This is a genomic window from Marivita lacus (genome assembly GCF_014637725.1).
Classification (GTDB): Bacteria; Pseudomonadota; Alphaproteobacteria; order Rhodobacterales; family Rhodobacteraceae; genus Marivita; species Marivita lacus.
In genome coordinates, this window is record NZ_BMFC01000005.1 from 74,065 (window position 1) to 95,820 (window position 21,756).

The window sequence follows — 21,756 nt, forward strand, 5'->3', positions numbered from 1 at the left end:
ACATGAAGCATTTTCTGGATATTCACAAAACCGACGCGGATGATCTGCGGGCGGTGATCGACCAGGGCATCGCCATGAAGGACGCGCGCAACGGGCGTCCCAAGGGCGCGCTGGATGACGAGCAGCCGCTGGCCGGGCGGATGGTGGCGCTGATCTTCGAAAAGCCGTCGACGCGGACGCGGGTGTCGTTTGACGTGGGTGTGCGCCAGATGGGCGGGCAGACCATGGTGCTGTCGGGGTCTGACATGCAACTGGGGCATGGGGAAACCATTGCCGACACCGCGCGGGTGATGAGCCGTTATGTCGACCTGATCTTGATCCGCACCTTCGACGAGGCGGTTCTGGAAGAGATGGCGGAAAACGCCACCGTTCCGGTGATCAACGGGCTGACCGACCGCTCCCATCCCTGCCAGATCATGGCGGACGTGATGACCTACGAGGAACATCGCGGGCCGATCCGGGGCAAGAAGGTTGTCTGGTGCGGGGACGGCAACAATGTCTGCGCGTCCTTCCTGCATGCCGCGGCGCAGTTCGGGTTCGATTTCACCTTCACCGGGCCGGTGCAGCTTGATCCCGAGATGGAGTTTGTGGGCCTTGCCCGGAACGCGGGCGTTTCCGTCGCCATCGAGCGCGATCCGTTCAAGGCGGTCGAGGGTGCTGACCTTGTTGTCGCGGACACCTGGGTGTCGATGCATGACGCGCAATCCGCCAAGGAGCGGCGGCACAACATGCTGCGGCCCTACCAGGTGAATGTCGACCTGATGCGCCAGGCCAAGCCAGACGCGCTGTTCATGCATTGCCTGCCTGCGCATCGCGGCGAAGAGGTGACGTCCGAGGTGATGGACGGCCCGCAATCGGTGATCTTTGACGAGGCGGAAAACCGGCTGCACGCGCAAAAGGCGATCATGCGCTATTGTCTCGGGGTGTGACCCGCGGCCATCAGGATTGGTGCGTGACTTGCGGGCAGCTTTGCCCGTAAGCATGTGCGTATGAAACACATCCCCAAAACAAACACCGACGATGCGCTGATCCAGGAGTACCTGAACAAGGGTGGCACCGTCAGCGTGGGCAAGACCAAGCCCCTGCCAAGCGCGTTGGGTCTGAGCAACAACCTGTGGAACAACAAGGCCACCAAGAAAGACAAGCCTGCCCCCGACAAGACCTGACCTTCGCGCTTGGTGGACAGTTTCGGCGTTGGCGGAACCGGAAAGAGGAGGCTGCGCTTTGGTGATTTATGGATTGAGCACCTGTTCGGAGTGCCGCAAGGCACAGAAAGCGCTGGCGGCTGAGGGTCGGACCGTCAGCCTGCGCGACATTCGGTCAGAGCCGCTGAGCGAGGCCGAATTGGCCGAGTTCATTGCGGAGTTCGGCGACCGTCTGGTGGATCGTTCGACCAATGATTACCGGGCTTTGAGCGATTGGCTGAAGGCCTCCGAGGTCGACGCGCAGATCGCGGCGCAGCCCAAGGTGATGGCCCGCCCGGTCATCCGGGATGGGGACAGGCTCTACTTGGGATGGGATGCTGCTGTTCAGGCTGCCGTATCGGAAGGCCCGGCGGGCTGACGTCAGTCCGGCACGTTATCCACGCCCGAGCTGCCCCAGGGGTGGCAGCGGCCGATGCGGCGCAGTGTGAGCCAGCCGCCCTTGATCCCGCCATGTTTGCGCAGCGCTTCGAGCGCGTAGGCAGAGCAGGTCGGGTGGTAGCGGCAATTGTTGCCGACCCAAGGGGAGAAGATCAGGCGGTAGGCGCGGACGGGCAGGGCGAGTGTCCAGGCAAGCAGCGTCATGTCTGTGCGTGGATCTTGCGCAGCGCGTAGATCAGATCGCTTTTGAGCGCCTGGAACTCGCGGTCAATGGTCGCGCCGGGGCGACCGATCAGCACGTAATCCCAACCGGGCTTGGCACCGGGCAAGAGCGCCTCGGCCACGACGGCACGCAGACGCCGTTTGGCACGGTTGCGTGCCACGGCATTGCCGATCTTCTTGGAGCAGGTATAGCCGACCCGGATCGTGGGATCGCCGTCATCGCGGTGCCGGGCTTGCAGCAGCATGCCATCGGTGCCCCGCCGCAGGGCGCGGGCAGCGCGCAGGAAATCGGCGCGGTGGCGCAGCACGGTCATCGGGGGACATGGCAACACCGCCGGATGCGTGTTTCCCCTTGTCTCCAAGGAGGACTCCGGCGGTGTCATGTCAGATTGCCTGCTGTGTCGCGGGCGCTTACGCGCTCAGCGACTTGCGGCCACGTGCGCGGCGCGCGTTGAGGATCTTGCGGCCTGCCTTGGTAGCCATGCGCGCACGGAAACCGTGGCGGCGCTTGCGAACGAGGTTCGAGGGTTGAAAGGTGCGTTTCATCGCGTCCTGCTCCGTCTTGTCGGTCCGGGGGCGCGGATTCGTCCGCCGGGGTTATTCGAAGCCCGTGCTATAGGCAGGTGACTTTGGGTTGTCAAACGCTGTGTCGGGGATTTCCGCGTTTTCCTGTCGCTTGCATGAAGTTGGCGGTGACGTGTTGCCGCTTCGGACGAATGCCTTGAGATATCTGGAGTCCGCAGGCATGCGGTTCCGGCCACACCCCGGCACGGTTTCCTGAAACAATGCCACACGGCGGCGTGTGGTGCTGTCACAGACTGCAATATTGCCCGTCGTCCGAGCGGTGAAATGTTTCAATCCATGCGCTCAGGGCATCGATTCTCACGCAAAGCCACGGTGTCGATCAAGCAGCCGTGAGCCGGGTGTTGCTGCGCGGCTGCAAGGGGCATCTTTCGCTCAAGCAAACCGCAACCTTTGAAGAGGCGGCCCACGCGGGCCTGTATGACATGAGCGATATGACAGACACCCAAGACACCTCCGCATGGAAGCGCCACGCGCCGTTGATCACCATTGTCGCTGTTGCCATCATCGGCGCCGTGACGTTGCGGGATTACCTGAGTTTCGAGACACTTGCGGCCAACCGCGAGTCGTTGGAAGCGTTCCGTGATGCCAACTACCTTGTGACGGCGGGGCTGTTCATGCTGGCCTACGTGGTGATCGTCGGATTTTCCCTGCCCGGTGCGACCATTGCCACGCTGACGGGCGGGTTCCTGTTCGGAGTGTTTCCCGGCGCGCTGTTCAACGTGCTGGCGGCCACCATCGGTGCAACCGTGATCTTTCTCGCGGCGCGCCACGGGCTGGGCGAAAAGCTGGCGGCCAAGATGGATACCAGCGAGGGGGCGGTCCGCAAGATCAAGGACGGGATCGACGAGAACCAGTGGTCGATGCTGTTCCTGATCCGGCTGGTGCCCGCGGTGCCGTTCTTCGTGGCCAACCTGGTGCCTGCGCTCGTGGGTGTGCCGCTGTACCGGTTCTTCGTCTCGACCTTCCTGGGCATCATTCCGGGTGGCGTGGTCTACACGTCCGTGGGTGCCGGTCTGGGCGAGGTCTTTGCCCGGGGCGAGACACCCAACCTCGGGATCATCTTCGAGCCGCATATCCTGCTGCCGATCCTCGGATTGTGCGTGCTGGCCATGCTGCCCGTCATCCTGAAGGCCGTGCGCGGCAAGAAGGGGCTCTGATCATGGAAAAGATCAAGACGGATGTTCTGGTGATCGGTGCCGGTTCGGGTGGGTTGTCGGTGGCTGCAGGGGCGTCGCAGATGGGGGCCAGCGTTGTCCTTCTTGAAGCGCACAAGATGGGGGGCGACTGCCTGAACTATGGCTGCGTGCCGTCAAAGGCGCTGATCGCGTCGGGCAAGGTGGCATATGCGATGTCCCATGCGGACCGCTACGGCATCGCGTCTGTCACCCCTCAGGTGGACTACGCCGCCGCCAAGGATCATGTGGCCGATGTCATCAGTCAGATCGAACCGATGGACAGCCAGGACCGGTTCGAAGGGATGGGCGTGCGGGTGATCCGTGAACACGGGCGTTTCGTGTCCCCGACCGAGGTGGAGGCCGGCGCGTATCGCATCACTGCGCGACGGGTGGTGATCGCCACTGGCTCGTCGCCCTTTGTGCCGCCGATCCCCGGTCTGGAAAAACTGCCCTACATCACCAACGAAACGCTTTGGGAGCTGCGCGAAAAGCCCGAGCATCTGCTGGTCATCGGCGGTGGCCCCATCGGCATGGAGATGGCGCAGGCGCATCTGCGGCTTGGCTCCAAGGTCACCGTGATCGAAGGCGCCGTTGCGCTGGGCAAGGACGACCCGGAAATGGCCGCGATCGTGATTGATGCACTGCGCGAAGAAGGGCTCGAGATCGCCGAAGGCTCGAACGCCAAGGAAGTGCGCGGAACGTCCGGTGCCATCGAGGTCGAGACCGAGGACGGGCGCGTGTTCAAAGGATCGCATATCCTTGTCGCGGTGGGGCGCAAGGCGAACACTGCTGGCCTTGATCTTGACACGGCGGGGATCAAGACGACCCGCTCCGGGATCGAAGTTGACGATACGCTTCGCACGTCGAACAAGCGCGTCTATGCGATTGGTGATGTCGCGGGTGGCCTGCAATTCACCCATGTCGCGGGCTATCATGCCGGTGTGATCATCCGGTCGATGCTGTTCGGCCTGCCGTCAAAGGCTACGACGCGGCACATTCCCTGGGCGACCTACACACAGCCGGAACTGGCGCAGGTCGGCCTGACCGAGGCGCAGGCGAAAAAGGAACACGGAACCAAGCTCGAAGTTGTGCGTTTCCACTTTCATCACAACGATCGTGCCATTGCAGAACGCAAGACTCGCGGTCTGATCAAGGTTATGGTGGTCAAGGGTCGTCCGGTGGGCGCATCCATTGCCGGCGAACAGGCGGGCGAATTGATCAACCTGTGGGCATTGGTGATCGCCAACAAGATGAAGATGAGCCAGATTGCCAACATGGTCGCGCCATACCCCACCATCGGAGAGCTTAACAAGCGGGCAGCGGGTGCTTACTTTTCGCCGCGACTGTTCGAGAGTGATACCGTTAAGAAAGTTGTCGGATTTGTTCAGAAGTGGCTGCCGTGACATGACGCATCCGGGAGAGCAGCCGTGCTGAATTCGCTGTCCGGCCGTTTCCTGATCCTGACCATCATCTTCGTGATGCTGGCGGAAGTGATGATCTTTGTGCCGTCGGTCGCACGGTACCGCGAGGACTTTCTACTCAACCGGCTGGAGCGGGCGCAGATCGCGTCGCTGGCACTTTTGGCGGATGACATGATCGACACCGAGCTCGAGGCAGAGCTGTTGCTGAACGCGGGTGTCTTCAACGTGGTGCTGCGCCGTGACGAGTTGCGGCAACTCGTGCTGTCCTCCCCCATGCCAAGTGAGGTGGCCCAGACCTTCGATCTGCGCGAGGCGACAGCGCTCACCCTGATCAAGGACGCGATGGCGCGGCTGATCAACCCCGAGGACGAGACGATCCGCGTGATCGGCAACCCGTTCCGCGACGGCGGTCTGCTGATCGAGATCACGCTGGATACCCGCGAGTTGCGCATGGCGATGATTGATTACGGCTTGCGCATCCTCGTGCTCTCGGCGGTGATCTCGATTGTGACCGCCAGCCTTCTGTTCCTTGCGGTCAGGGTCTTGCTGGTCAAGCCGATCAAGGGTGTCGTGGGGCATATGCAAAGCTATGCCAAGGCTCCCGAGGACGCGCGGCGGATCATCCAGCCCTCGGCCCGCGTGACCGAATTGCGCGATGCCGAAAAGGCGTTGCAATCGCTGCAGACCCAACTGACCCAGGCGCTCAAGCAAAAGGAACGGCTGGCGCAGTTGGGCGGCGCCGTGGCCCGTGTGAGCCACGATCTGCGCAACATCCTGACCTCGGCGCAGCTGTTCACAGATCGCATCGAGATGAGCGAAGACCCGGCGGTCAAGCGGATGGCCCCCAAGCTGGTCAACTCGATCACCCGTGCCGTTTCGCTTTGTGAAAGCACGCTGGCGTTCGGGCGCGCCGAAGAGCCCGCGCCGACGCTGACGCTGTTCAACCTCGCGCAACTGGTTTCGGACGTGCTGGACAGCGAACGTCTGGCCATCGGCGATTTCGACCTGAGCCTGAGCGTGGATGTGCCCGGCAACCTGATGGTGCGCGCCGATCCCGAACAGCTCTACCGCGTGGTATCGAACCTGGTGCGCAATGCCCGGCAGGCGATCACCGGCACCGGGCAACCGGGCGAGATCAATGTTGCAGCCAAGATCTGCGATGAAGCGTGGTGTATCGACATCACCGATACCGGGCCCGGTTTGCCCCCCAAAGCGGTCGAACACCTGTTCCAGCCGTTTCAGGGCGGCGCGCGCAAGGGTGGATCGGGGCTTGGGCTGGCCATCGCCGAGGAACTGGTGCGCGGCCATGGCGGAACCCTCACGCTGGTCAATACCGACGAGACAGGTACAGCGTTCCGCATCCGGCTGCCTATGGGTGGTCTGGGTTAGAGGGCCGGAGACAGGCCCGCCGACAAGGCGCGAAACTTTCTTGGAATTTGCGCTTGCATCGCCCCTGCGCTGGGTCTATCCCACGCCTCGTGGACCGATAGCTCAGCTGGATAGAGTACTTGACTACGAATCAAGGGGTCGGGGGTTCGAATCCTCCTCGGTCCGCCACTTCCCCCTCGAAATAGCGTTTCAAGGTTACGTCAAAGTTACACGGCACGCGCTTCGTGCCTGTGTCACTCGGTAACCGCAACGCCCCGCGCCGACGATCTGACCGCTATGGTCAGGCCGCGTTTCGGGGTTTGGCAAAGCTTGGGGACTGGACGATACCCGCGTCGAACAATTGCGCGATCTCTGTGCTGGAACAGCCCGCAACATTCGACAGGATCTCTTCGGTGTGCTGCCCCAAGGTCGGGGCCGGGCGTGCGTCAACGCGCTCTGCTGCTCCGAAAGATGCCGGATGGGACGGCACGCTGAAGCGTCCGATCCCCGGCTGCATGACCTCGGAGAAAATCGGGTTTTCGGTGCTCAGGTCCGGGTCCAGTTCAACCGCTTCACGCACGCTGCGGAACTCCGACCATGTGAGGCCTGCATCGTTGAACGCGGCCTCGAAATCGGGAACGCGGCGTTGGGCGAACCATGGCTTCAGGATCGCGGTGATGTCGTCGCGGAACCGCCAGCGGTTGCCTTCCTCGGCAAGTGACACGCCGAGTCGCTGTTCCAGCGCAGTCATCGCCTCGACCGTGCCTGTCGCCTTGCAGATGCCGCGCCATTGGCGGTCGGTCAGGCCGATCACCATCACGCGGCGGCCATCGGCGCAGACGAAATCCTGACCATAGGCACCGTAGAGCGCGTTGCCGGATTTGCCGCGATTCTCGGTGTTCAGGGTCACGTCGCCGATCATCCCAAGATGGCCCAGCGTGGCGGCGGCCACGTCCTTGAGGGCGATCTCGACCTCTTGCCCGCCATGCCCACGCAGCCGGTGACGTTCGGCAGCCAGAAGCGCCGACACACACATGTTTCCCGCGATCAGATCCCAGGCAGGAAGCGCATGCGCCACAGGTGCGTCGCTGTCCGCAGGGCCGGTCATGTGCGGGATGCCCAAAGCGGGATTGACCGTGTAATCCACCTGCGGTCGCCCGTGCCGGTCGCCAGTGAGCGTGACCATGACAAGATCCGGGCGATGCTGGCTGAGGGTTTCGTGATCCATCCAGCCGCGCACCCGCAGGTTCGTCAGGAAGAGACCTGCATCTTCGCCCGGCGCGGTGATGATCCGTGTGATCAATTCGCGCCCCTGCGGGGATTTCATGTCCAGGGCAATGGATTTCTTGCCCTTGTTCATGCCCGCCCAGAACAGGCTTTCGCCATTCGGCGCCAGCGGCCAGCGCCCGGCATCCAGCCCGCCGCCAAGACGGTCAAAGCGGATCACCTCGGCCCCCATCTGCGCCAGCGTCATGCCCGCAAGGGGTACGGCGACAAACGCCGAGCCTTCGACAACGCGCATTCCCTTGAGCACGCTCATCACGCGTCCGCCCAGATGGCCGTGGCCTGCATGCATTGATGCCCGTCCTGCCCGGTCCAGAGGCTCAGCACCGCATCCTCGGCGGCAAAGGCGATCTCGCAGGGCGCGCCCGCGAACATCGGATGAACGCCGCGGAAATCGAAATACTTGGGTGTCCGTCCGCGTTCGCGAACGGCGGCGCGCATCAGCAGCGTGGCCTGCAAAGGGCCGTGCACGACAAGGCCGGGATATTTCTCGACTTCCCTGGTATAGGGCAGGTCGTAATGGATGCGGTGCGCGTTGAAGGTCACGGCGGAATAGCGGAACAGCAGTGCCTCGGTCGTGTCGATCTGTTCCACCGCCTGCGCCGGCAGCGGCTTTTTGCTGGGCGGCGTGTAGGTTTTGGGGATTTCGAGATAGACGATGTCCTGCCGCTCTTCGATGGCCAGTCCTGCGGGACCGTAGATCGCGTGATCGACCGTCACGAACACCATGGGGCCGCTGGAGCCATCTTTCTCGGTCACCGACCGGATTGACGACCGGCGTTCAAGCGGGTCGCCGATCTTCAATGCGGGTCCGTAGAACTTGAGAGCACCGCCCGCCCACATGCGCCGATCCAGCCGAACCGGAGGCAAAAGATCGGTTTCGCGCGGGTGCCCGTCTTTGCCCAGCTTGTCGTTCGGGGTGGAGAGCGGGAAGGCGCACCAGTGCCAGAGCGGCGGCAGGGGATCGCCATGTCCGGGCATCTTGCCCAAGCCGACAGTGGCATGAAGCTGCCGAGCCAGTTCCGGTGTCACACACCCGACGTCACGGGTGACACGCCCGGTCCAGGCATCGAGATTGAGCATGTCCATGGTCTTCCTCCCCAGAGAGCATTTTTTCTGAATACCCAAAATCTCTAAAAAATCAAATGATTTTAAATACTTATGGGAATACCACGGTATACCGAACCGTGCCTTTCGCGGGTGCGGCATTTGACTGCAAAGGATATTCCGGGCTTTTCTGCACGTGCAGCGTATTGCAAAATTTCGTCGGTTAGCCCGCCTGACGACACCGACAGGGGCGGTTCGCCGCAGTACAACACCGCTTTATTGTTGCCCTCTGTCAGGATAACCTCGGTGAATGAACACAAGCCGGATCGTTGGAGACCCATCGCGCAGGCATCTTGCGAAGGCACCGACATGAGCGGTGAGGATGCAACCGAGTTTTCCCTAGAGCCTGCGGATGACGGTGGCACGGTTCATCTGTTTGGGGCGTTGACGGTCCGGACAGTGACTGCCGCGCGGGAGAAGTTGCAGGCGCTCGATCCGGAGACCGTCACATGTATCGACCTGTCATCTCTGACGCGGCTCGACACGGCAGGGGCCTGGGCGCTTGTCACGCTGAAACCCGGCGATGGGTCGGAGCGCGGTTTCGAGATCACCGGGGCGAGCGACAAGGCCCAAAGCCTGCTGCGCTCTGTCGAAAAGGCGCTGCCGGAACCGGAAACGCCGCCGCCCCAAGACACCTCGCTCGTTGCCTGGCTCGAACGGTTCGGGCGCAAGGTCCATGCCGGAGGGCTATTCCTTCAGGCTTTGACCGGGTTCCTCGGTATCTTCCTGCACCGGTTTGCGCGCTCGCTGCTGCATCCGAGCAAATTCCGCCTGACTTCGCTTGTGCATCACTGCGAAGAGGTCGGCTACAAGGCAGTGCCGATTGTCGCGCTCATGTCCTTCCTGATCGGCGTTGTCCTTGCCTTTCAGGGCGCGACGCAGCTGAGGCAGTTCGGGGCCGAGGTGTTTGTCGTCGACCTGATCGCCATTTCCATCCTGCGGGAACTGGGCATCCTGCTGACCGCGATCATCGTCGCGGGGCGCACGGCATCGGCCTTTACCGCCGCCATCGGGTCGATGAAGATGCGCGAGGAAATCGACGCGATGCGGACGCTCGGGCTCGATCCCGGGTTAAACCTGTTTGTGCCGCGCATCCTCGCGCTGCTGATCATGCTGCCCATTCTTGGATTGATCGCCAATGTCGCGGGCCTGTTCGGGGGGGCGCTGATGGCGTGGATCGACCTCGACATCTCGCCCGCGATGTTCATGACGCGTCTGATCGAGGGCACCTCGGTCGATCACGTCTTTGTCGGCCTCGTCAAGGCGCCGGTCTTTGCGCTGATCATCGGCGTCGTCGGCTGCCATGCCGGGATGCAGGTGCAGGGCAATGCAGAGTCGCTGGGGCGCATGACGTCGAACGCGGTGGTGACGGCGATATTCGCAGTGATCGTGGCGGATGCCGTGTTCTCGATCTTCTTTGCGCGGATCGGCATATGACAGACCGCGAAATCGTCATCCGGTTGCGCGGCATTCGCAACCAGTTCGGAAGCCAGGTGGTCCATGATGACCTGGACCTCGACGTGTATCGCGGCGAAATCCTCGGCGTCGTCGGCGGATCCGGCAGCGGCAAATCCGTCTTGCTGCGCACCATTGTCGGGTTGCAGACACCGAACGAAGGTTCGGTCGAGGTGCTGGACACCGACCTGCTGTCAGCAGACGACGACACACGCCAGACGCTGGAGAACCGCTGGGGCGTCATGTTCCAGGACGGTGCGCTCTTCTCGTCGCTGACCGTCCGAGAGAATGTCGAGGTGCCGATGCGCGGGATCAAGGGGCTCGACCCCCAGATCCGCCGCGATCTGGCCGACCTCAAGATCTCGATGGTCGGGTTGCAATACAGTGCAGGAGACAAGTATCCGTCCGAACTGTCCGGCGGGATGCGCAAACGGGCAGGTCTGGCACGGGCGCTGGCGCTTGACCCCGACATCGTGTTTCTGGATGAACCGACCGCCGGCCTTGATCCGATCGGAGCGACGGGTTTTGACGAGTTGATCCGCAACCTGAGCCAATCCATGGGCCTGACCGTGTTCCTCGTGACGCATGATCTGGACACGTTGCACGCGACCTGTGACAGAATCGCGGTTCTTGCGGAACGAAAAGTGCTGGTGACCGGTACCATGAAGGATATGCTTGAGGTCGATCATCCTTGGGTGCACGAGTATTTCCACGGGCCCCGCGCCCGCGCTGCTGCATCCGAAGGATCGGCCAAAGCCGACCGGAAAGGCGACTGACTTGGAAACCAAGGCGAAATTTGTCCTGATCGGCGCGTTCACCCTGGCGGGGCTGCTGGGCATCCTCGGGTTTTTCCTGTGGTTCGCGCAGGTCGAGCTGGACCGCCAGTTCGACTACTACGACATCCGTTTCTCGTCCGTGGCGGGTCTGGGTGACGCATCCGATGTGCGCTTCAGCGGTTTGCCGGTGGGGCAGGTCGTCGACGTCCGGCTGTCACCCGACCGCGACGGCTCCATACTTGTCCGTGTCGAGGTCGATGCGACAACGCCGGTGCGCACCGACAGTGTCGCCACGATCGAACCGCAGGGCGTGACCGGGGTGTCCTTCGTGAACATCGGTCCAGGAACACCGAGCGCCGACCTGCTGCAGTCAACCGCAGAGACTCAGGTGCCCGAGATCCCGGCGGGCCGTTCCACCCTCCAGAGCCTGACCGAAGACGCACCCCGCCTGTTGGAAGAGGCGCTGCAGCTTGTTTCCGATCTGGGCCAGCTCCTTGGGACGGAAAACCGCGAGCGGATCACCAGCATCATCGCCAATGTCGAAGCGGCCTCCGCCGATTTCACCGCGACGCTCGAAGGCTTCTCCAACGTGTCCGCCACGGTCGACGACTTTGCTGCACAGATCAACAGGTTCAACGAAACGCTGAACACTCTGACCGGCGATCTGACGAATGTGCTTCAAACCGCGGACACCACACTGGCTTCCATTGGGGAACTGTCGGAACAGGGCAAAACCGTTCTCGACAGCGGCACGCAGACCCTCGACAGCGCCCGATCCGCGATTGCACGGACCGAAGACTACGTGGCAACCGAACTCAGCCAGACCACCGCCGAATTGCGGGCCACGGCAACCGTCCTTCAGGACGAGGTCAGTACGCTGGCCAATGACGCCCGCGCGCTGATGGCGACCTTGAACACCACCGGCGAAACCGCAACCGCACGGCTGCAACAGGCGCAGTCGACGCTGGAGGCGACCGACGCGCTGATTGCGCAGCTTGACGGAACGGCCGTGGCGTTGGGCGAAACCGCCGGCACGATCGACACGCTGATCCGCGACGAAGGCACGCCTCTGTTGGCCGAGACCCGCGCGATGGTCGCCGAAGCCGATCAGGCCATCGCCTCCGTCGCCACCATCGCCAACGAGGATCTGCCGGTGATCATCGCCGACATCCGCCAGACCGCCGAGACCTTTCGCACGGTTGCGACCGAAGTGGGCGGCAACCTGACCGCGTCCAGCCAGTCCGCCGAAGCGGTGCTTGAAACCGCGCGCGTGACGCTCGAGGATGCGCGGGTGACCTTTTCAAACGCCAATGAAACCCTGAGCGCCATCAATGGCGCGCTGGACACCGGGGATCGCGCGCTGGGCGCGGCAGAGCGGGCTTTCACGGGCGCGGACCGCGTGATCAACGAGGATCTGGACGGGATCATCTCGGGGCTGGAGCAAACGCTGGCCAGCCTAGATGGCGCGATTGCGCAGGTGTCCGAGGATCTGCCCGGCATGTCGGATGATCTGCGCGCCGCCAGTCAGGCCGCCTCCGACACCTTCGCCGAGCTGCGCAGCCTGACCGATGCCGCAGCGCCCTCGATCCGCGAGTTTACAACCACCGCTTTGCCGCTCTATTCGCGGCTGGCACAGGAAAGCCGCGCGCTGATTGGCAACCTCGATCGTTTGACCGATCAGATCCAGCGCGACCCGACGCGGTTCTTCCTTGACCAAGAAACACCGGAGTTCAGACGATGATCACATGGCAGGCTTTGCGCAGGGCAATGGGGGCAACGGCTTTGGCGCTGCTGTCGGGTTGTGCCGCGATTTCGGCGGTGAGCGATGCCGCCACCCCGCTGGATGTGTTCGAACTGCGCGCACCGGGTAGCATCCCGGCTCTCGCCGGGCGGGCCAGGGCGCAGGACGTGATCGTCGAAATGCCCACCACCAGCGGGGCCTTGTCCACCGACCGGATCCTGATCCGCCCCAACCCCGTGCAGGCGCAATACCTGCCCGATGTGCGATGGAGCGAACCGACACCGCAGATGGTGCAGACCCTGATGCTCCGTTCCATCGAAGCGACGGGCGCGGTGCGCTATGTCGGGCGCACCCCTCTGGGTGCGAGTGGCGATTTTGCCATAGTGACCGAAGTGATCGACTTTCAGGCCGAGGTGACACCGGATGGCGAGACCGCAAATGTCCAGATCACGCTGCTGGTCCGGGTCGTGCGCGAACGCGACGCCAGCATCGTCGCCACCCGCAGCTTGACCGGCAGCGCGGTTGCGCCGTCGACGGAAACACTGACCGTGATCGACGCGTTCAACGCCGCCTCGGATCAGGTTTTTGCCGAGTTCGCGAGCTGGGTCCAAACCGCGCTCTAGCGCGGTCAGCTCAGCCGCTTGCCCGGTGACAGGAAATTGGGGTCGGCCTTCACCTCGATCAGCTTGACGCCCTGACGCGACCGCGCCTCTGCCAGTGCCGTGACAAAACTGTCACGGTCCGGTGCCTTGATCGCAATGGCGCCGAAGGATCGGGCGAAGTCGCAGAAATCGGGGTTGGTCAGCGTGGTGCCGGACACCCGGTCCGGGTACTCGCGCTCCTGGTGCGCGCGGATCGTGCCGTAGCGGGCATTGTCGATGATGATGACGGTCAGGTTCAGATCGTGATGTACGGCGGTGGCCATTTCCTGACAGGTCATCATGAAACATCCGTCACCGGCGATGGCAAAAATCTCGCGTTCAGGTTCACAGATCGCGGCACCGATGGCGGCGGGCAGGCCGTAGCCCATGGAGCCCGAAGTGGGCGCAAGCTGTGATCCCGGCGCGCGGTACTTGTAGAACCGGTGCAGCCAGCCTGCGTAATTGCCGGCACCATTGCACAGGATCGCGTCGTCCGGCAGCACTTCGGCCAGATGCGCGAAATAGGGGGCCAGCGGGTCGTCGGGGACGGATGCCGGGTCGCTGAACGAAACGTACGACTGGTGCAGGTCCTTGGTACGGTCGGCAAACCGGTCGGGCGCGATTGCCTCCCAGTCCGCGACGGCGGTGCAGAAGCTTTCGGTGTCGGAAACCAGCGCGATCTCGGGCTCGTACACGCGGCCGATCTCTTCGGGTTCGGGGAACACATGCACCAGCGATTGCTCGGGCACCGGAGGCGAAAGCAGCGTGTAGCCCGCAGTGGTCATTTCCCCCAGACGCGGGCCGACGGCGATCAGAAGATCGGTCTCTGCCATGATGTCCTTGAGGTAGGACGGTGTGCCGACACCGTAATGACCCACGTAATTCGGGTGGCGGTTGTCGATCAGGCTTTGGCAGCGAAGCGACACGGACACCGGCAGGCCTTGCGTTTCCGCAAAGCGCTGCAATGCCGCGATCCCGGTCTTTGTCCAGGTGCCGCCACCCGCCATGACCAGCGGACGATTTGCCTTGGCGATCCGGGCTTTCAGGGAGTCCATTGTTTTACCAGACGGTAAAAAACGCGGCGTCTCGATCCGGGCAGGAGCCGTGGGCTGCGCGATCTGGTCGTAAAGCATGTCTTCGGGCAGGGCGAGCACCACCGGGCCGGGGCGTCCGGACATCGCGGTGCGGAACGCGCGGCTGACATATTCCTGAAGCCGCGACGCATCGTCGATCTGCGCCACCCATTTGGCCATCTGGCCGAACATGCGCCGGTAATCGATTTCCTGGAACGCCTCGCGCTCGACCATGTCACGGGCGACCTGGCCCAGAAACAGGATCATCGGGGTCGAGTCCTGATAAGCGACGTGCACACCGGCACTCGCGTTGGTGGCACCGGGACCGCGCGTGGCAAAGCAGATGCCGGGGCGTCCGGTCAGCTTGCCATAGGCGTCGGCGGCCATCGCGGCACCACCCTCCTGACGGCAGGTGACGAAACGGATGTCGGCCTCGCGCCCATAGAACGCGTCCAGCACCGGCAGGTAGCTTTCACCGGGCACGCCAAAGGCCGCCTTTGTGCCTTGGGCGACCAGCAGATCGACAAGGTGATCGGCTGCGCGGATTTGGGTGTTGGAACGTTTCATGGGATGAAAGGCCTTTGGTTGGTTTGGCCAAACGCTAAAGCGGTTCGCGGGGCAGGGCAAACAGATGGTCGCTGGACGCCCGTTCAGTGTCGGACCTGATCCGCCACGGGTCGGGCAGCGCTGGCATTCTGCCTTGTATGGATATTCTGAAAAAAACCGCCGCGCTGTCGGAGACCGTGCTTGCGGCGCTGACCGATGTGCCCTTTCCGAGCATCGACGCGGATCGCCCCGTTGACCTTCTGACGCGCTGTCCCGCCAGCGGTGTTACGCCACTTCATGAAAGCTTTGCCCTCGCGCAGCGTGCCGGTGTCGGGCAGGTCCACATCAAGGATGAACGCCGCCGCATGGGGCTTGGCAGCTTCAAGGCGCTGGGCGCGGCCTATGTCATTGCGCGTGATGCCGAGGCGGGTCTGGCGCAGGGACGCACCTATGTTACCGCCAGCGCGGGCAATCACGGTCTGTCCGTCGCCGCTGGCGCGCTGGCCTTTGGGGCGCGCGCGGTGGTGTACCTTGCCGACACGGTGCCCGAGGGCTTTGCCGACCGGCTGCGCGGCTTCGGGGCCGAGGTTGTCCGGCAGGGTGCAATTTACGAAGAGGCGATGGCCGGGGCTGCGCAGGCTGCCAAGGACAACGATTGGGCTTTGCTGTCGGACAGTTCTTGGCCGGATTATTTCGACCGGCCCCACACCCTGATGGAGGGCTATCTGGTTCTGATGCAGGAAGCCGTGGCGCAGATGCCGGAAACGCCCACGCATATCTTCCTGCAAGCCGGGGTTGGCGGATTGGCCGCCGCCTGCGCCGCCCATGCGCGTCTGGCATGGGGGGATGCGACCCGGATCGTGGTGGTCGAGCCGGATGCGGCGCCTGCGCTTTTCGCGTCGATCAAGGCGGGAACCCCACAGGTCACGACAGGTCCGGAGTCTAAGATGGGGCGGCTCGATTGCAAGGAACCGTCGCTGATCGCCCTGAAAGGTCTGGCGCGGGATGCGGATGATTTCATGCTCATCAGCGAGGACGACGGGGCGACGGGAAGCGCGGCCTGTGCCGATGCGGGTTATCCGACGACGCCTTCGGGCGGGGCGGGGTTCGCCGGGCTGTTGGCGGCTCGGGCAGACCCGGACGTGCTGGGTCTGACGCCGGCATCGCGCGTGCTGGTGATCCTGAGCGAGCAGGCATCATGACACGCCCGCCGCGTGGTTTTCCTGTCGCGGAGTTCCGGCAACGGACACAGGCCGCGCAGGTGCTGATGGCAGAGCATGGTCTGGCTGCGCTGTTGCTGACGACAGAGCCGGAGATCCGCTATTACACAGGCTTCCTGACCCGGTTCTGGGAAAGCCCGACGCGGCCATGGTTCGTGATCGTCCCGGCCTCGGGTGATCCGGTCGCCGTGATCCCGTCCATCGGGGCGCACCTGATGGGGCAAAGCTGGATCAGCGATATCCGGACATGGGCCGCGCCGGATTACGCGGATGACGGGATCGGCCTGCTGGTCGACGCGTTGACGGGGATCGTGCCGAAAGACGGCCGGATCGCCATTGCCGACCAGATGGAAAGCCATGTCCGCGTGCCGCTGGCCGATCTGCGGCGGTTGGAAGCCGCCCTGTCGCCGCGCGCATTGTTCGGGGATGCAACGATCACGCGACGGCTGCGGCTGGTCAAATCCGAAAACGAGATCGCCAAAATCGGCTACGCCGCCGCGATTGCCAATCGCGCCTTTGACCGTGTGCCGGAGCATATGTCCAAGGGGATGCCCCTGTCCGACGTGTTTCGCCGGTTCCAGATGCTGTCTCTCGAAGAGGGTGCGGACTGGGTGCCCTATCTTGCAAGCGCGGCAGGGGCGTCCGGTTATGCCGACGTGATTTCCCCCGCGACAGACACCGCACTGGCCGAAGGCGATGTGCTTATGCTGGACACAGGGTTGGTCTGGGATGGCTATTTCTGCGATTTCGACCGGAACTACAGCGTCGGGCCCCCTGCACCCGAGGTCCGGTCCGCGCATGCGTGCCTGATCGACGCGACGCAGGCCGGGGCGGACATGGCGAGGCCGGGCCACACGATTGCCGATCTGTTTCACGCCATGAACCGCGTGGTGAACCCCTCTGGTGACGTGATGGAGGCCGGGCGGCTGGGGCACGGGTTGGGCATGCAGCTGACCGAATGGCCCTCGATCATTCCTCAGGATCACACGCCGCTCGTGCCGGGCATGGTTCTTACGCTGGAGCCGTCGGTCACGGTCCGCCCCGGCACCATCCTCGTGCATGAGGAAAACATCGTGATCCGTGAAACGGGCGTCGAATTCCTGTCGCAGCCACAATCGCGCGACATGCGGGTGATCTGATGGCGCTGCCTTATGTCATCGACACGCACCGCCCGACCCAGATCGGGTTGATCACCTTGCAGAGCGACGAAACCATCGAGCGCGATTTCCGGATGCTGTTGCCGCCGGATGTGGAATGCCTTGTGTCCCGTGTGCCGTCCGGGGCCAGTGTCACGCTGGACAGTCTGTGCGCCATGGAGGACAGCCTGACAGCATCGGCGCGCCTGTTTCCGGTGGGCGCAGATTTTGCGGCGGTTGGTTACGGCTGTACTTCGGCAAGTGCTGCGATTGGTCCGGTTCGTGTGGCGGAATTGATCAACGCAGGCATGCCCACACCGCATGTGTCGGACCCGCTCACCGCCTTGATCGCGGCGTGCAAGGCGGGCGGGATATCGCGGATCGGGCTGGTCAGCCCCTACGTGGCCTCGGTCAGCGAACGGTTGATCCACGGGCTGGAGGCCGCCGGGATTGCCGTCACATCCTTTGGCAGTTTCGATGAGCCGATCGAAGAACGCGTGGTGCGGATATCGCGGGCATCGGTCCGTGATGCGGCGGTGCATGTGGGCAACAGTGGCACATGTGACGCAGTGTTCCTGTCCTGCACCAACCTGCGCGCGCTTGAAGTGATCGAAGAGATCGAGACCGCCCTGGGACGCCCCGCCCTGTCCAGCAACCAGATCCTCGCCTGGCATCTGGGGGTGCTTTCCGGGTTTTCCAGGCGCTGCACCCGCATCGGTCGGGTGTTCGATTTTTGCTGACGAAAGGTGAGGGTCCGGGCAATTTCCGACACTGGATCCGCCTCGAACACTTGACGCCGCACCGGCCATATCATAGGTCCGGTATCGTTAAGCGGGCGTTGTGTAATGGTAAGACCTTAGCCTTCCAAGCTAATGACGCGGGTTCGATTCCCGCCGCCCGCTCCAAATCTTCCTCCGAAACCTCTGGCTTTCCCGAAATTTCCGCAGTTTTGGCGCGGCATATCGGTATTTCGCGCGCGTTCGGCTTGACCATTGCAGGCAGGCCAATGTTTAAGCGGTTGCAGTAAAAAACGGGATCCTGATGGCGGACGCGACACCTTTACCGGCAAAGAACGAAGACCGTGGAAAATCCAAGAAGATTGGATCGCTCGGAGCCCTCTGGCCATTTATCGCGCCCTACCGGCTCCTGATGGCGGCGGCGCTGTTCGCGCTGACAGCAACGGCATGCGTGTCGCTGATCCTGCCGATGGCGGTGCGCCGGGTGGTGGACAATTTCAATACCGCCGATGGCGCGCTGCTGGATCTCTATTTCGGGGCGGCGCTGGGCATTGCCGGTTTGCTGGCGATTGGCACCGCGCTGCGTTACGCGCTGGTCACACGGCTGGGTGAACGGGTTGTGGCCGATATCCGCAAGGCCGTGTTCGGCCGCGTCATCGGGCTGAGCCCGTCCTTCTTTGAGCGGGTGATGACAGGCGAAGTCCTGAGCCGCATCACCACCGACACCACGTTGATCCTCAGCGTGCTGGGTTCGTCCATATCCATCGCGCTGCGCAACGTGCTGCTGTTCTTTGGCGGCATCATCCTGATGCTGTTCACCTCGGCCAAGCTGACGGGAATGGTGCTGTTGATCGTGCCTGCCGTCGTGGTGCCGATCCTCGTGCTGGGCCGCAAGATGCGCAAGCTGAGCCGCGAAAATCAGGACTGGATCGCGGCCTCTTCGGGCAATGCCTCAGAGGCGCTGCTGTCGGTGCAGACGGTTCAGGCCTTCACGCACGAGGCCATTTCGCGCAATACCTTCGGCGACGTGACCGAGAAAAGCTTTGACGCCGCGCGCCGCCGGATCTGGACGCGGGCGCAGATGACCGCGATCGTGATTTTCCTTGTCTTTACCGGGATCGTCGGTGTGCTCTGGATCGGGGCCACCGATGTGCGCAGCGGCACGATGACGCCGGGTGAGCTGGTGCAGTTCGTGATCTACGCGGTCATGGTCGCAGGCTCCGTCGCGGCCCTGTCCGAGATTTTCGGTGAATTGCAGCGCGCGGCCGGGGCGACCGAACGGCTGGTCGAGTTGCTGCATGCCGAGGACACGGTGAACGACCCCGATATGCCGCTGTCGTTGCAAGAGCCGGTGAAGGGTGAGATCACCTTTGAAGACGTGCATTTCGCCTATCCCAGCCGTCCCGGCGTTGCAGCACTCGACGGGGTGAACCTGCGGATCGAACCGGGCGAAACGATTGCCGTGGTGGGTCCAAGCGGCGCGGGCAAGACGACGATCATCCAGTTGATCCAGCGGTTCTACGATCCCGATGCTGGGCATATCTGTCTTGACGGCATGCGGATCGACGCGCTGAACCGCGACGCGTTCCGCAAACACATCGCGCTGGTCCCGCAAGACCCGGTCATCTTTGCCGCCTCGGCGCGCGAGAACATCCGTTTCGGCCGACCCGATGCCACGGATGCAGAGATCGAAGCGGCGGCCAAGGCGGCGGCGGCGCATGAGTTCATCGTGGCCTTGCCGGACGGCTATGACAGCTGGCTGGGCGAACGCGGCGTGATGCTGTCGGGCGGGCAGAAACAGCGTATCGCGATTGCTCGGGCAATCCTGCGCGATGCGCCTGTGCTGCTGCTGGACGAGGCGACCAGCGCGCTGGATGCCGAAAGCGAACGCGCCGTGCAGCGCGCGGTCGACGAGCTGTCCGTGGGACGCACCACCATCATCGTCGCCCACCGCTTGGCGACCGTGAAAAAGGCCGACCGGATCATCGTTATGGAACAGGGGCGGATCGTGGCCATGGGCGCGCATGATGCGCTTGTGTCGGAAGACGGTCTTTATGCCCGGCTTGCCCGGTTGCAGTTCACCGACGGCATGGCTGCCGAATAGAAGCCGAATAGAAATTGTGCGCCGCAGATCGGCATGTGTCGGTTTTGACCATGACAGGTCGGTTCCGCCACAGGCACCCTGACGCCAAACGGCAACAGGGAGAACGCCATGCAGGTTGGATTTGTGGGATTGGGGGCCGTCGGGGCCAAGCTGGCCGGAACGCTGGCACGCAACGGGGTGGATCTGACCGTCTTTGATCTGGACCCGGCGCGCGCGCTGCTGCTGGTTGCCCAAGGTGCCAAGCTTGGTGCCGGTCCGGCAGAGATCATGCACGACTGTGACGTGGTGATCACGAGCCTGCCCAGCCCTGCGGCCTCGCAAGCGGTGCTGGATCAGCTACTGCCCGAGATCGGGCCGGGCAAGATCTGGATCGAGATGTCGACCACCGATCCCGAGGCGATCCGCGCGCAGGCCAAGGCGGTTCAGGCCAAGGGCGGGCAGGCGGCGGATTGTCCGGTCTCGGGCGGGTGTCACCGGGCTGCAACAGGCAATATTTCCATCTTCGCGGGATGTGATCGCCCGACCTTTGAAACCGTGTTGCCGCTCCTGACGCATATGGGCCGCCGTGTTCTGCATACCGGGGACGTGGGTAGCGCGTCGGTGCTCAAGGTGATGACCAACTATCTTGCCACTATCCACCTTGCCAGTCTCTGCGAGGCGATGACCACGATGGCGGCGCACGGGATCGACCTTGCCATCACCTACGAGGCGATCAAGGCATCGTCGGGCACGTCCTTTGTGCATGAAACCGAAAGCCAGTTGATCCTGTCGGGCAACCGCGACGTGGACTTCACGCTGGATCTGGTGCTCAAGGATATCGGATTGTTCCAGTCGCTGGCCGATGCGCGGAACGTGCCGCTTGAACTGTCGCCCCTGCTGATCGAGATCGTCAAGGACGGGCAGGCGCGTTACGGCGACCGGGCGCAATCGGATCGGTTGATCGAGCGGCTGGAAGAGGCGACAGGGCTGTCGATCACGGCACCGGGCTTTCCGACCGAACTGATCGACGACGAACCCGAGGAGCGCGGACAGGAGGTGTTCCGCGCGGTCTCGCCTTGATTGCGTGAATGCGCTATCGGCGTATTGCATCACAGGAGAGACACCATGCGCGATGACATCCTCGCCGAGGTCAACTGCCGCGGCCCCCGTCGCATCGTCGGCATCACGCTGCTGCTCACGCTGGGTGGGCTGGTGCTGTATCTCGCATTCCTGCAACCGCCGGCGAACCTGCTCTGGCAGGCGTTCCTGATCGGGATGGGGCTGATCTCGTTGTGGCTGGCGCAAAAGCTGCAGGTGGCGACGCGGCGAAAGCTGTTCCTGACCGAAACCGAACTGAGCGACAGCGAGGGCACCGTTCTGGCGCGGGTCGACGATATCGTCGCGGTGAACCGCGGGGCGTTTGCGTTGAAGCCATCCAACGGCTTTACGCTGACATTGAAAAACCCGGCGCCACGGGCGTGGCAGCCGGGTTTGTGGTGGCGTGTTGGACGCCGGGTTGCCGTGGGCGGGGTGACCCCCGGGGCTCAGGCCCGCCCGATGGCTGACATCATCGCCATCATGATCGCCCGGCGACAGGCCTAGG

Annotated in this window: 22 protein-coding genes and 2 tRNA genes; 18 read left to right on the forward strand and 6 right to left on the reverse strand. The window is 63.3% G+C overall.

Annotated features, from left to right (window positions below; all coding sequences use genetic code 11):
- Positions 1-2 precede the first annotated feature (2 nt).
- From argF to IEV82_RS11790, 3 genes are read left to right on the forward strand one after another with little or no spacing between them, the layout of a single operon-like run.
- On the forward strand, positions 3-929 hold the full coding sequence (argF, locus tag IEV82_RS11780; RefSeq protein ID WP_188482233.1) for an ornithine carbamoyltransferase: 927 nt from the start codon (positions 3-5) through the stop codon (positions 927-929).
- A gap of 60 nt (positions 930-989) precedes the next feature.
- Positions 990-1,166 carry a hypothetical protein gene (locus tag IEV82_RS11785; RefSeq protein ID WP_188482234.1) on the forward strand — a complete coding sequence of 59 codons (177 nt, stop codon included), beginning with the start codon at positions 990-992 and terminating at the stop codon, positions 1,164-1,166.
- Between the two features lie 58 nt (positions 1,167-1,224).
- Positions 1,225-1,563, forward strand: coding sequence for an arsenate reductase family protein (locus IEV82_RS11790; RefSeq protein ID WP_188482235.1), 339 nt, complete (start codon positions 1,225-1,227; stop codon positions 1,561-1,563).
- Positions 1,564-1,565: 2 nt separating this feature from the next.
- On the opposite strand, the gene yidD is transcribed toward IEV82_RS11790, so the two are convergent.
- From yidD to rpmH, 3 genes are read right to left on the reverse strand one after another with little or no spacing between them, the layout of a single operon-like run.
- The gene (gene yidD / locus IEV82_RS11795; RefSeq protein ID WP_188482236.1) at positions 1,566-1,787 is read right to left on the reverse strand and encodes a membrane protein insertion efficiency factor YidD; all 222 of its coding nucleotides are present in this window, start codon (positions 1,785-1,787) and stop codon (positions 1,566-1,568) included.
- Positions 1,784-2,188 carry a ribonuclease P protein component gene (rnpA, locus tag IEV82_RS11800; protein WP_188482237.1) on the reverse strand — a complete coding sequence of 135 codons (405 nt, stop codon included), beginning with the start codon at positions 2,186-2,188 and terminating at the stop codon, positions 1,784-1,786. The genes yidD and rnpA overlap by 4 nt, the downstream gene beginning before the upstream one ends.
- A gap of 28 nt (positions 2,189-2,216) precedes the next feature.
- Complete coding sequence (rpmH, locus tag IEV82_RS11805; RefSeq protein ID WP_012177012.1) at positions 2,217-2,351, reverse strand: 50S ribosomal protein L34; 135 nt, start codon at positions 2,349-2,351, stop codon at positions 2,217-2,219.
- Between the two features lie 461 nt (positions 2,352-2,812).
- Here rpmH and IEV82_RS11810 point away from each other — a divergent pair, with 461 nt between their 5' ends.
- The 4 genes from IEV82_RS11810 to IEV82_RS11825 all read left to right on the forward strand — a co-directional run bounded on the left by IEV82_RS11810 (position 2,813) and on the right by IEV82_RS11825 (position 6,543).
- The gene (locus IEV82_RS11810) at positions 2,813-3,547 is read left to right on the forward strand and encodes a TVP38/TMEM64 family protein (RefSeq protein ID WP_188482367.1); all 735 of its coding nucleotides are present in this window, start codon (positions 2,813-2,815) and stop codon (positions 3,545-3,547) included.
- 2 nt (positions 3,548-3,549) lie between these two features.
- Complete coding sequence (locus IEV82_RS11815; protein ID WP_188482238.1) at positions 3,550-4,968, forward strand: dihydrolipoyl dehydrogenase family protein; 1,419 nt, start codon at positions 3,550-3,552, stop codon at positions 4,966-4,968.
- Between the two features lie 24 nt (positions 4,969-4,992).
- Positions 4,993-6,375 carry a sensor histidine kinase gene (locus tag IEV82_RS11820; protein WP_188482239.1) on the forward strand — a complete coding sequence of 461 codons (1,383 nt, stop codon included), beginning with the start codon at positions 4,993-4,995 and terminating at the stop codon, positions 6,373-6,375.
- Between the two features lie 91 nt (positions 6,376-6,466).
- Positions 6,467-6,543: transfer RNA gene (locus IEV82_RS11825), tRNA-Arg, on the forward strand.
- Between the two features lie 112 nt (positions 6,544-6,655).
- On the opposite strand, the gene IEV82_RS11830 is transcribed toward IEV82_RS11825, so the two are convergent.
- Both IEV82_RS11830 and IEV82_RS11835 read right to left on the reverse strand, forming a co-directional pair.
- Positions 6,656-7,930, reverse strand: coding sequence for a CoA transferase (locus IEV82_RS11830; RefSeq protein WP_229747769.1), 1,275 nt, complete (start codon positions 7,928-7,930; stop codon positions 6,656-6,658).
- Positions 7,894-8,727, reverse strand: a complete 834-nt coding sequence (locus tag IEV82_RS11835) for an HTD2 family dehydratase (RefSeq protein WP_229747770.1) — start codon at positions 8,725-8,727, stop codon at positions 7,894-7,896. Before IEV82_RS11835 ends, IEV82_RS11830 begins: the two co-directional genes overlap by 37 nt.
- Positions 8,728-9,054: 327 nt before the next feature.
- Between IEV82_RS11835 and IEV82_RS11840 the strand changes: the two genes are divergently transcribed.
- The 4 genes from IEV82_RS11840 to IEV82_RS11855 are packed head-to-tail and all read left to right on the forward strand — an operon-like array spanning position 9,055 to position 13,340.
- The gene (locus tag IEV82_RS11840; protein WP_188482370.1) at positions 9,055-10,182 is read left to right on the forward strand and encodes an ABC transporter permease; all 1,128 of its coding nucleotides are present in this window, start codon (positions 9,055-9,057) and stop codon (positions 10,180-10,182) included.
- Positions 10,179-10,976, forward strand: coding sequence for an ABC transporter ATP-binding protein (locus tag IEV82_RS11845; RefSeq protein ID WP_188482240.1), 798 nt, complete (start codon positions 10,179-10,181; stop codon positions 10,974-10,976). Before IEV82_RS11840 ends, IEV82_RS11845 begins: the two co-directional genes overlap by 4 nt.
- A gap of 1 nt (position 10,977) precedes the next feature.
- Positions 10,978-12,717, forward strand: coding sequence for an MlaD family protein (locus tag IEV82_RS11850; protein WP_188482241.1), 1,740 nt, complete (start codon positions 10,978-10,980; stop codon positions 12,715-12,717).
- Positions 12,714-13,340 carry an ABC-type transport auxiliary lipoprotein family protein gene (locus IEV82_RS11855; RefSeq protein WP_188482242.1) on the forward strand — a complete coding sequence of 209 codons (627 nt, stop codon included), beginning with the start codon at positions 12,714-12,716 and terminating at the stop codon, positions 13,338-13,340. The genes IEV82_RS11850 and IEV82_RS11855 overlap by 4 nt, the downstream gene beginning before the upstream one ends.
- Positions 13,341-13,345: 5 nt before the next feature.
- Here the strand turns inward: IEV82_RS11855 and IEV82_RS11860 are convergent, their stop codons facing one another.
- The gene (locus IEV82_RS11860; protein WP_188482243.1) at positions 13,346-14,998 is read right to left on the reverse strand and encodes a thiamine pyrophosphate-binding protein; all 1,653 of its coding nucleotides are present in this window, start codon (positions 14,996-14,998) and stop codon (positions 13,346-13,348) included.
- A gap of 137 nt (positions 14,999-15,135) precedes the next feature.
- Here IEV82_RS11860 and IEV82_RS11865 point away from each other — a divergent pair, with 137 nt between their 5' ends.
- The 7 genes from IEV82_RS11865 to IEV82_RS11895 all read left to right on the forward strand — a co-directional run bounded on the left by IEV82_RS11865 (position 15,136) and on the right by IEV82_RS11895 (position 21,755).
- Entirely contained in the window at positions 15,136-16,179 is a 1,044-nt protein-coding gene (locus IEV82_RS11865; RefSeq protein WP_188482371.1) for a pyridoxal-phosphate dependent enzyme, read from the forward strand.
- A complete protein-coding gene (locus IEV82_RS11870; RefSeq protein ID WP_188482244.1) occupies positions 16,176-17,336 on the forward strand; it encodes a M24 family metallopeptidase in 1,161 nt (386 codons plus the stop codon). The genes IEV82_RS11865 and IEV82_RS11870 overlap by 4 nt, the downstream gene beginning before the upstream one ends.
- Positions 17,336-18,073, forward strand: a complete 738-nt coding sequence (locus tag IEV82_RS11875; protein WP_188482245.1) for a maleate cis-trans isomerase family protein — start codon at positions 17,336-17,338, stop codon at positions 18,071-18,073. Before IEV82_RS11870 ends, IEV82_RS11875 begins: the two co-directional genes overlap by 1 nt.
- A gap of 91 nt (positions 18,074-18,164) precedes the next feature.
- Positions 18,165-18,238, forward strand: a tRNA-Gly gene (locus IEV82_RS11880).
- A gap of 136 nt (positions 18,239-18,374) precedes the next feature.
- Positions 18,375-20,174, forward strand: a complete 1,800-nt coding sequence (locus IEV82_RS11885; protein ID WP_188482246.1) for an ABC transporter transmembrane domain-containing protein — start codon at positions 18,375-18,377, stop codon at positions 20,172-20,174.
- A 108-nt stretch (positions 20,175-20,282) separates the two neighbouring features.
- Complete coding sequence (locus IEV82_RS11890; RefSeq protein ID WP_188482247.1) at positions 20,283-21,233, forward strand: NAD(P)-dependent oxidoreductase; 951 nt, start codon at positions 20,283-20,285, stop codon at positions 21,231-21,233.
- Positions 21,234-21,278: 45 nt separating this feature from the next.
- A complete protein-coding gene (locus tag IEV82_RS11895) occupies positions 21,279-21,755 on the forward strand; it encodes a hypothetical protein (RefSeq protein ID WP_188482248.1) in 477 nt (158 codons plus the stop codon).
- Position 21,756 lies beyond the last annotated feature (1 nt).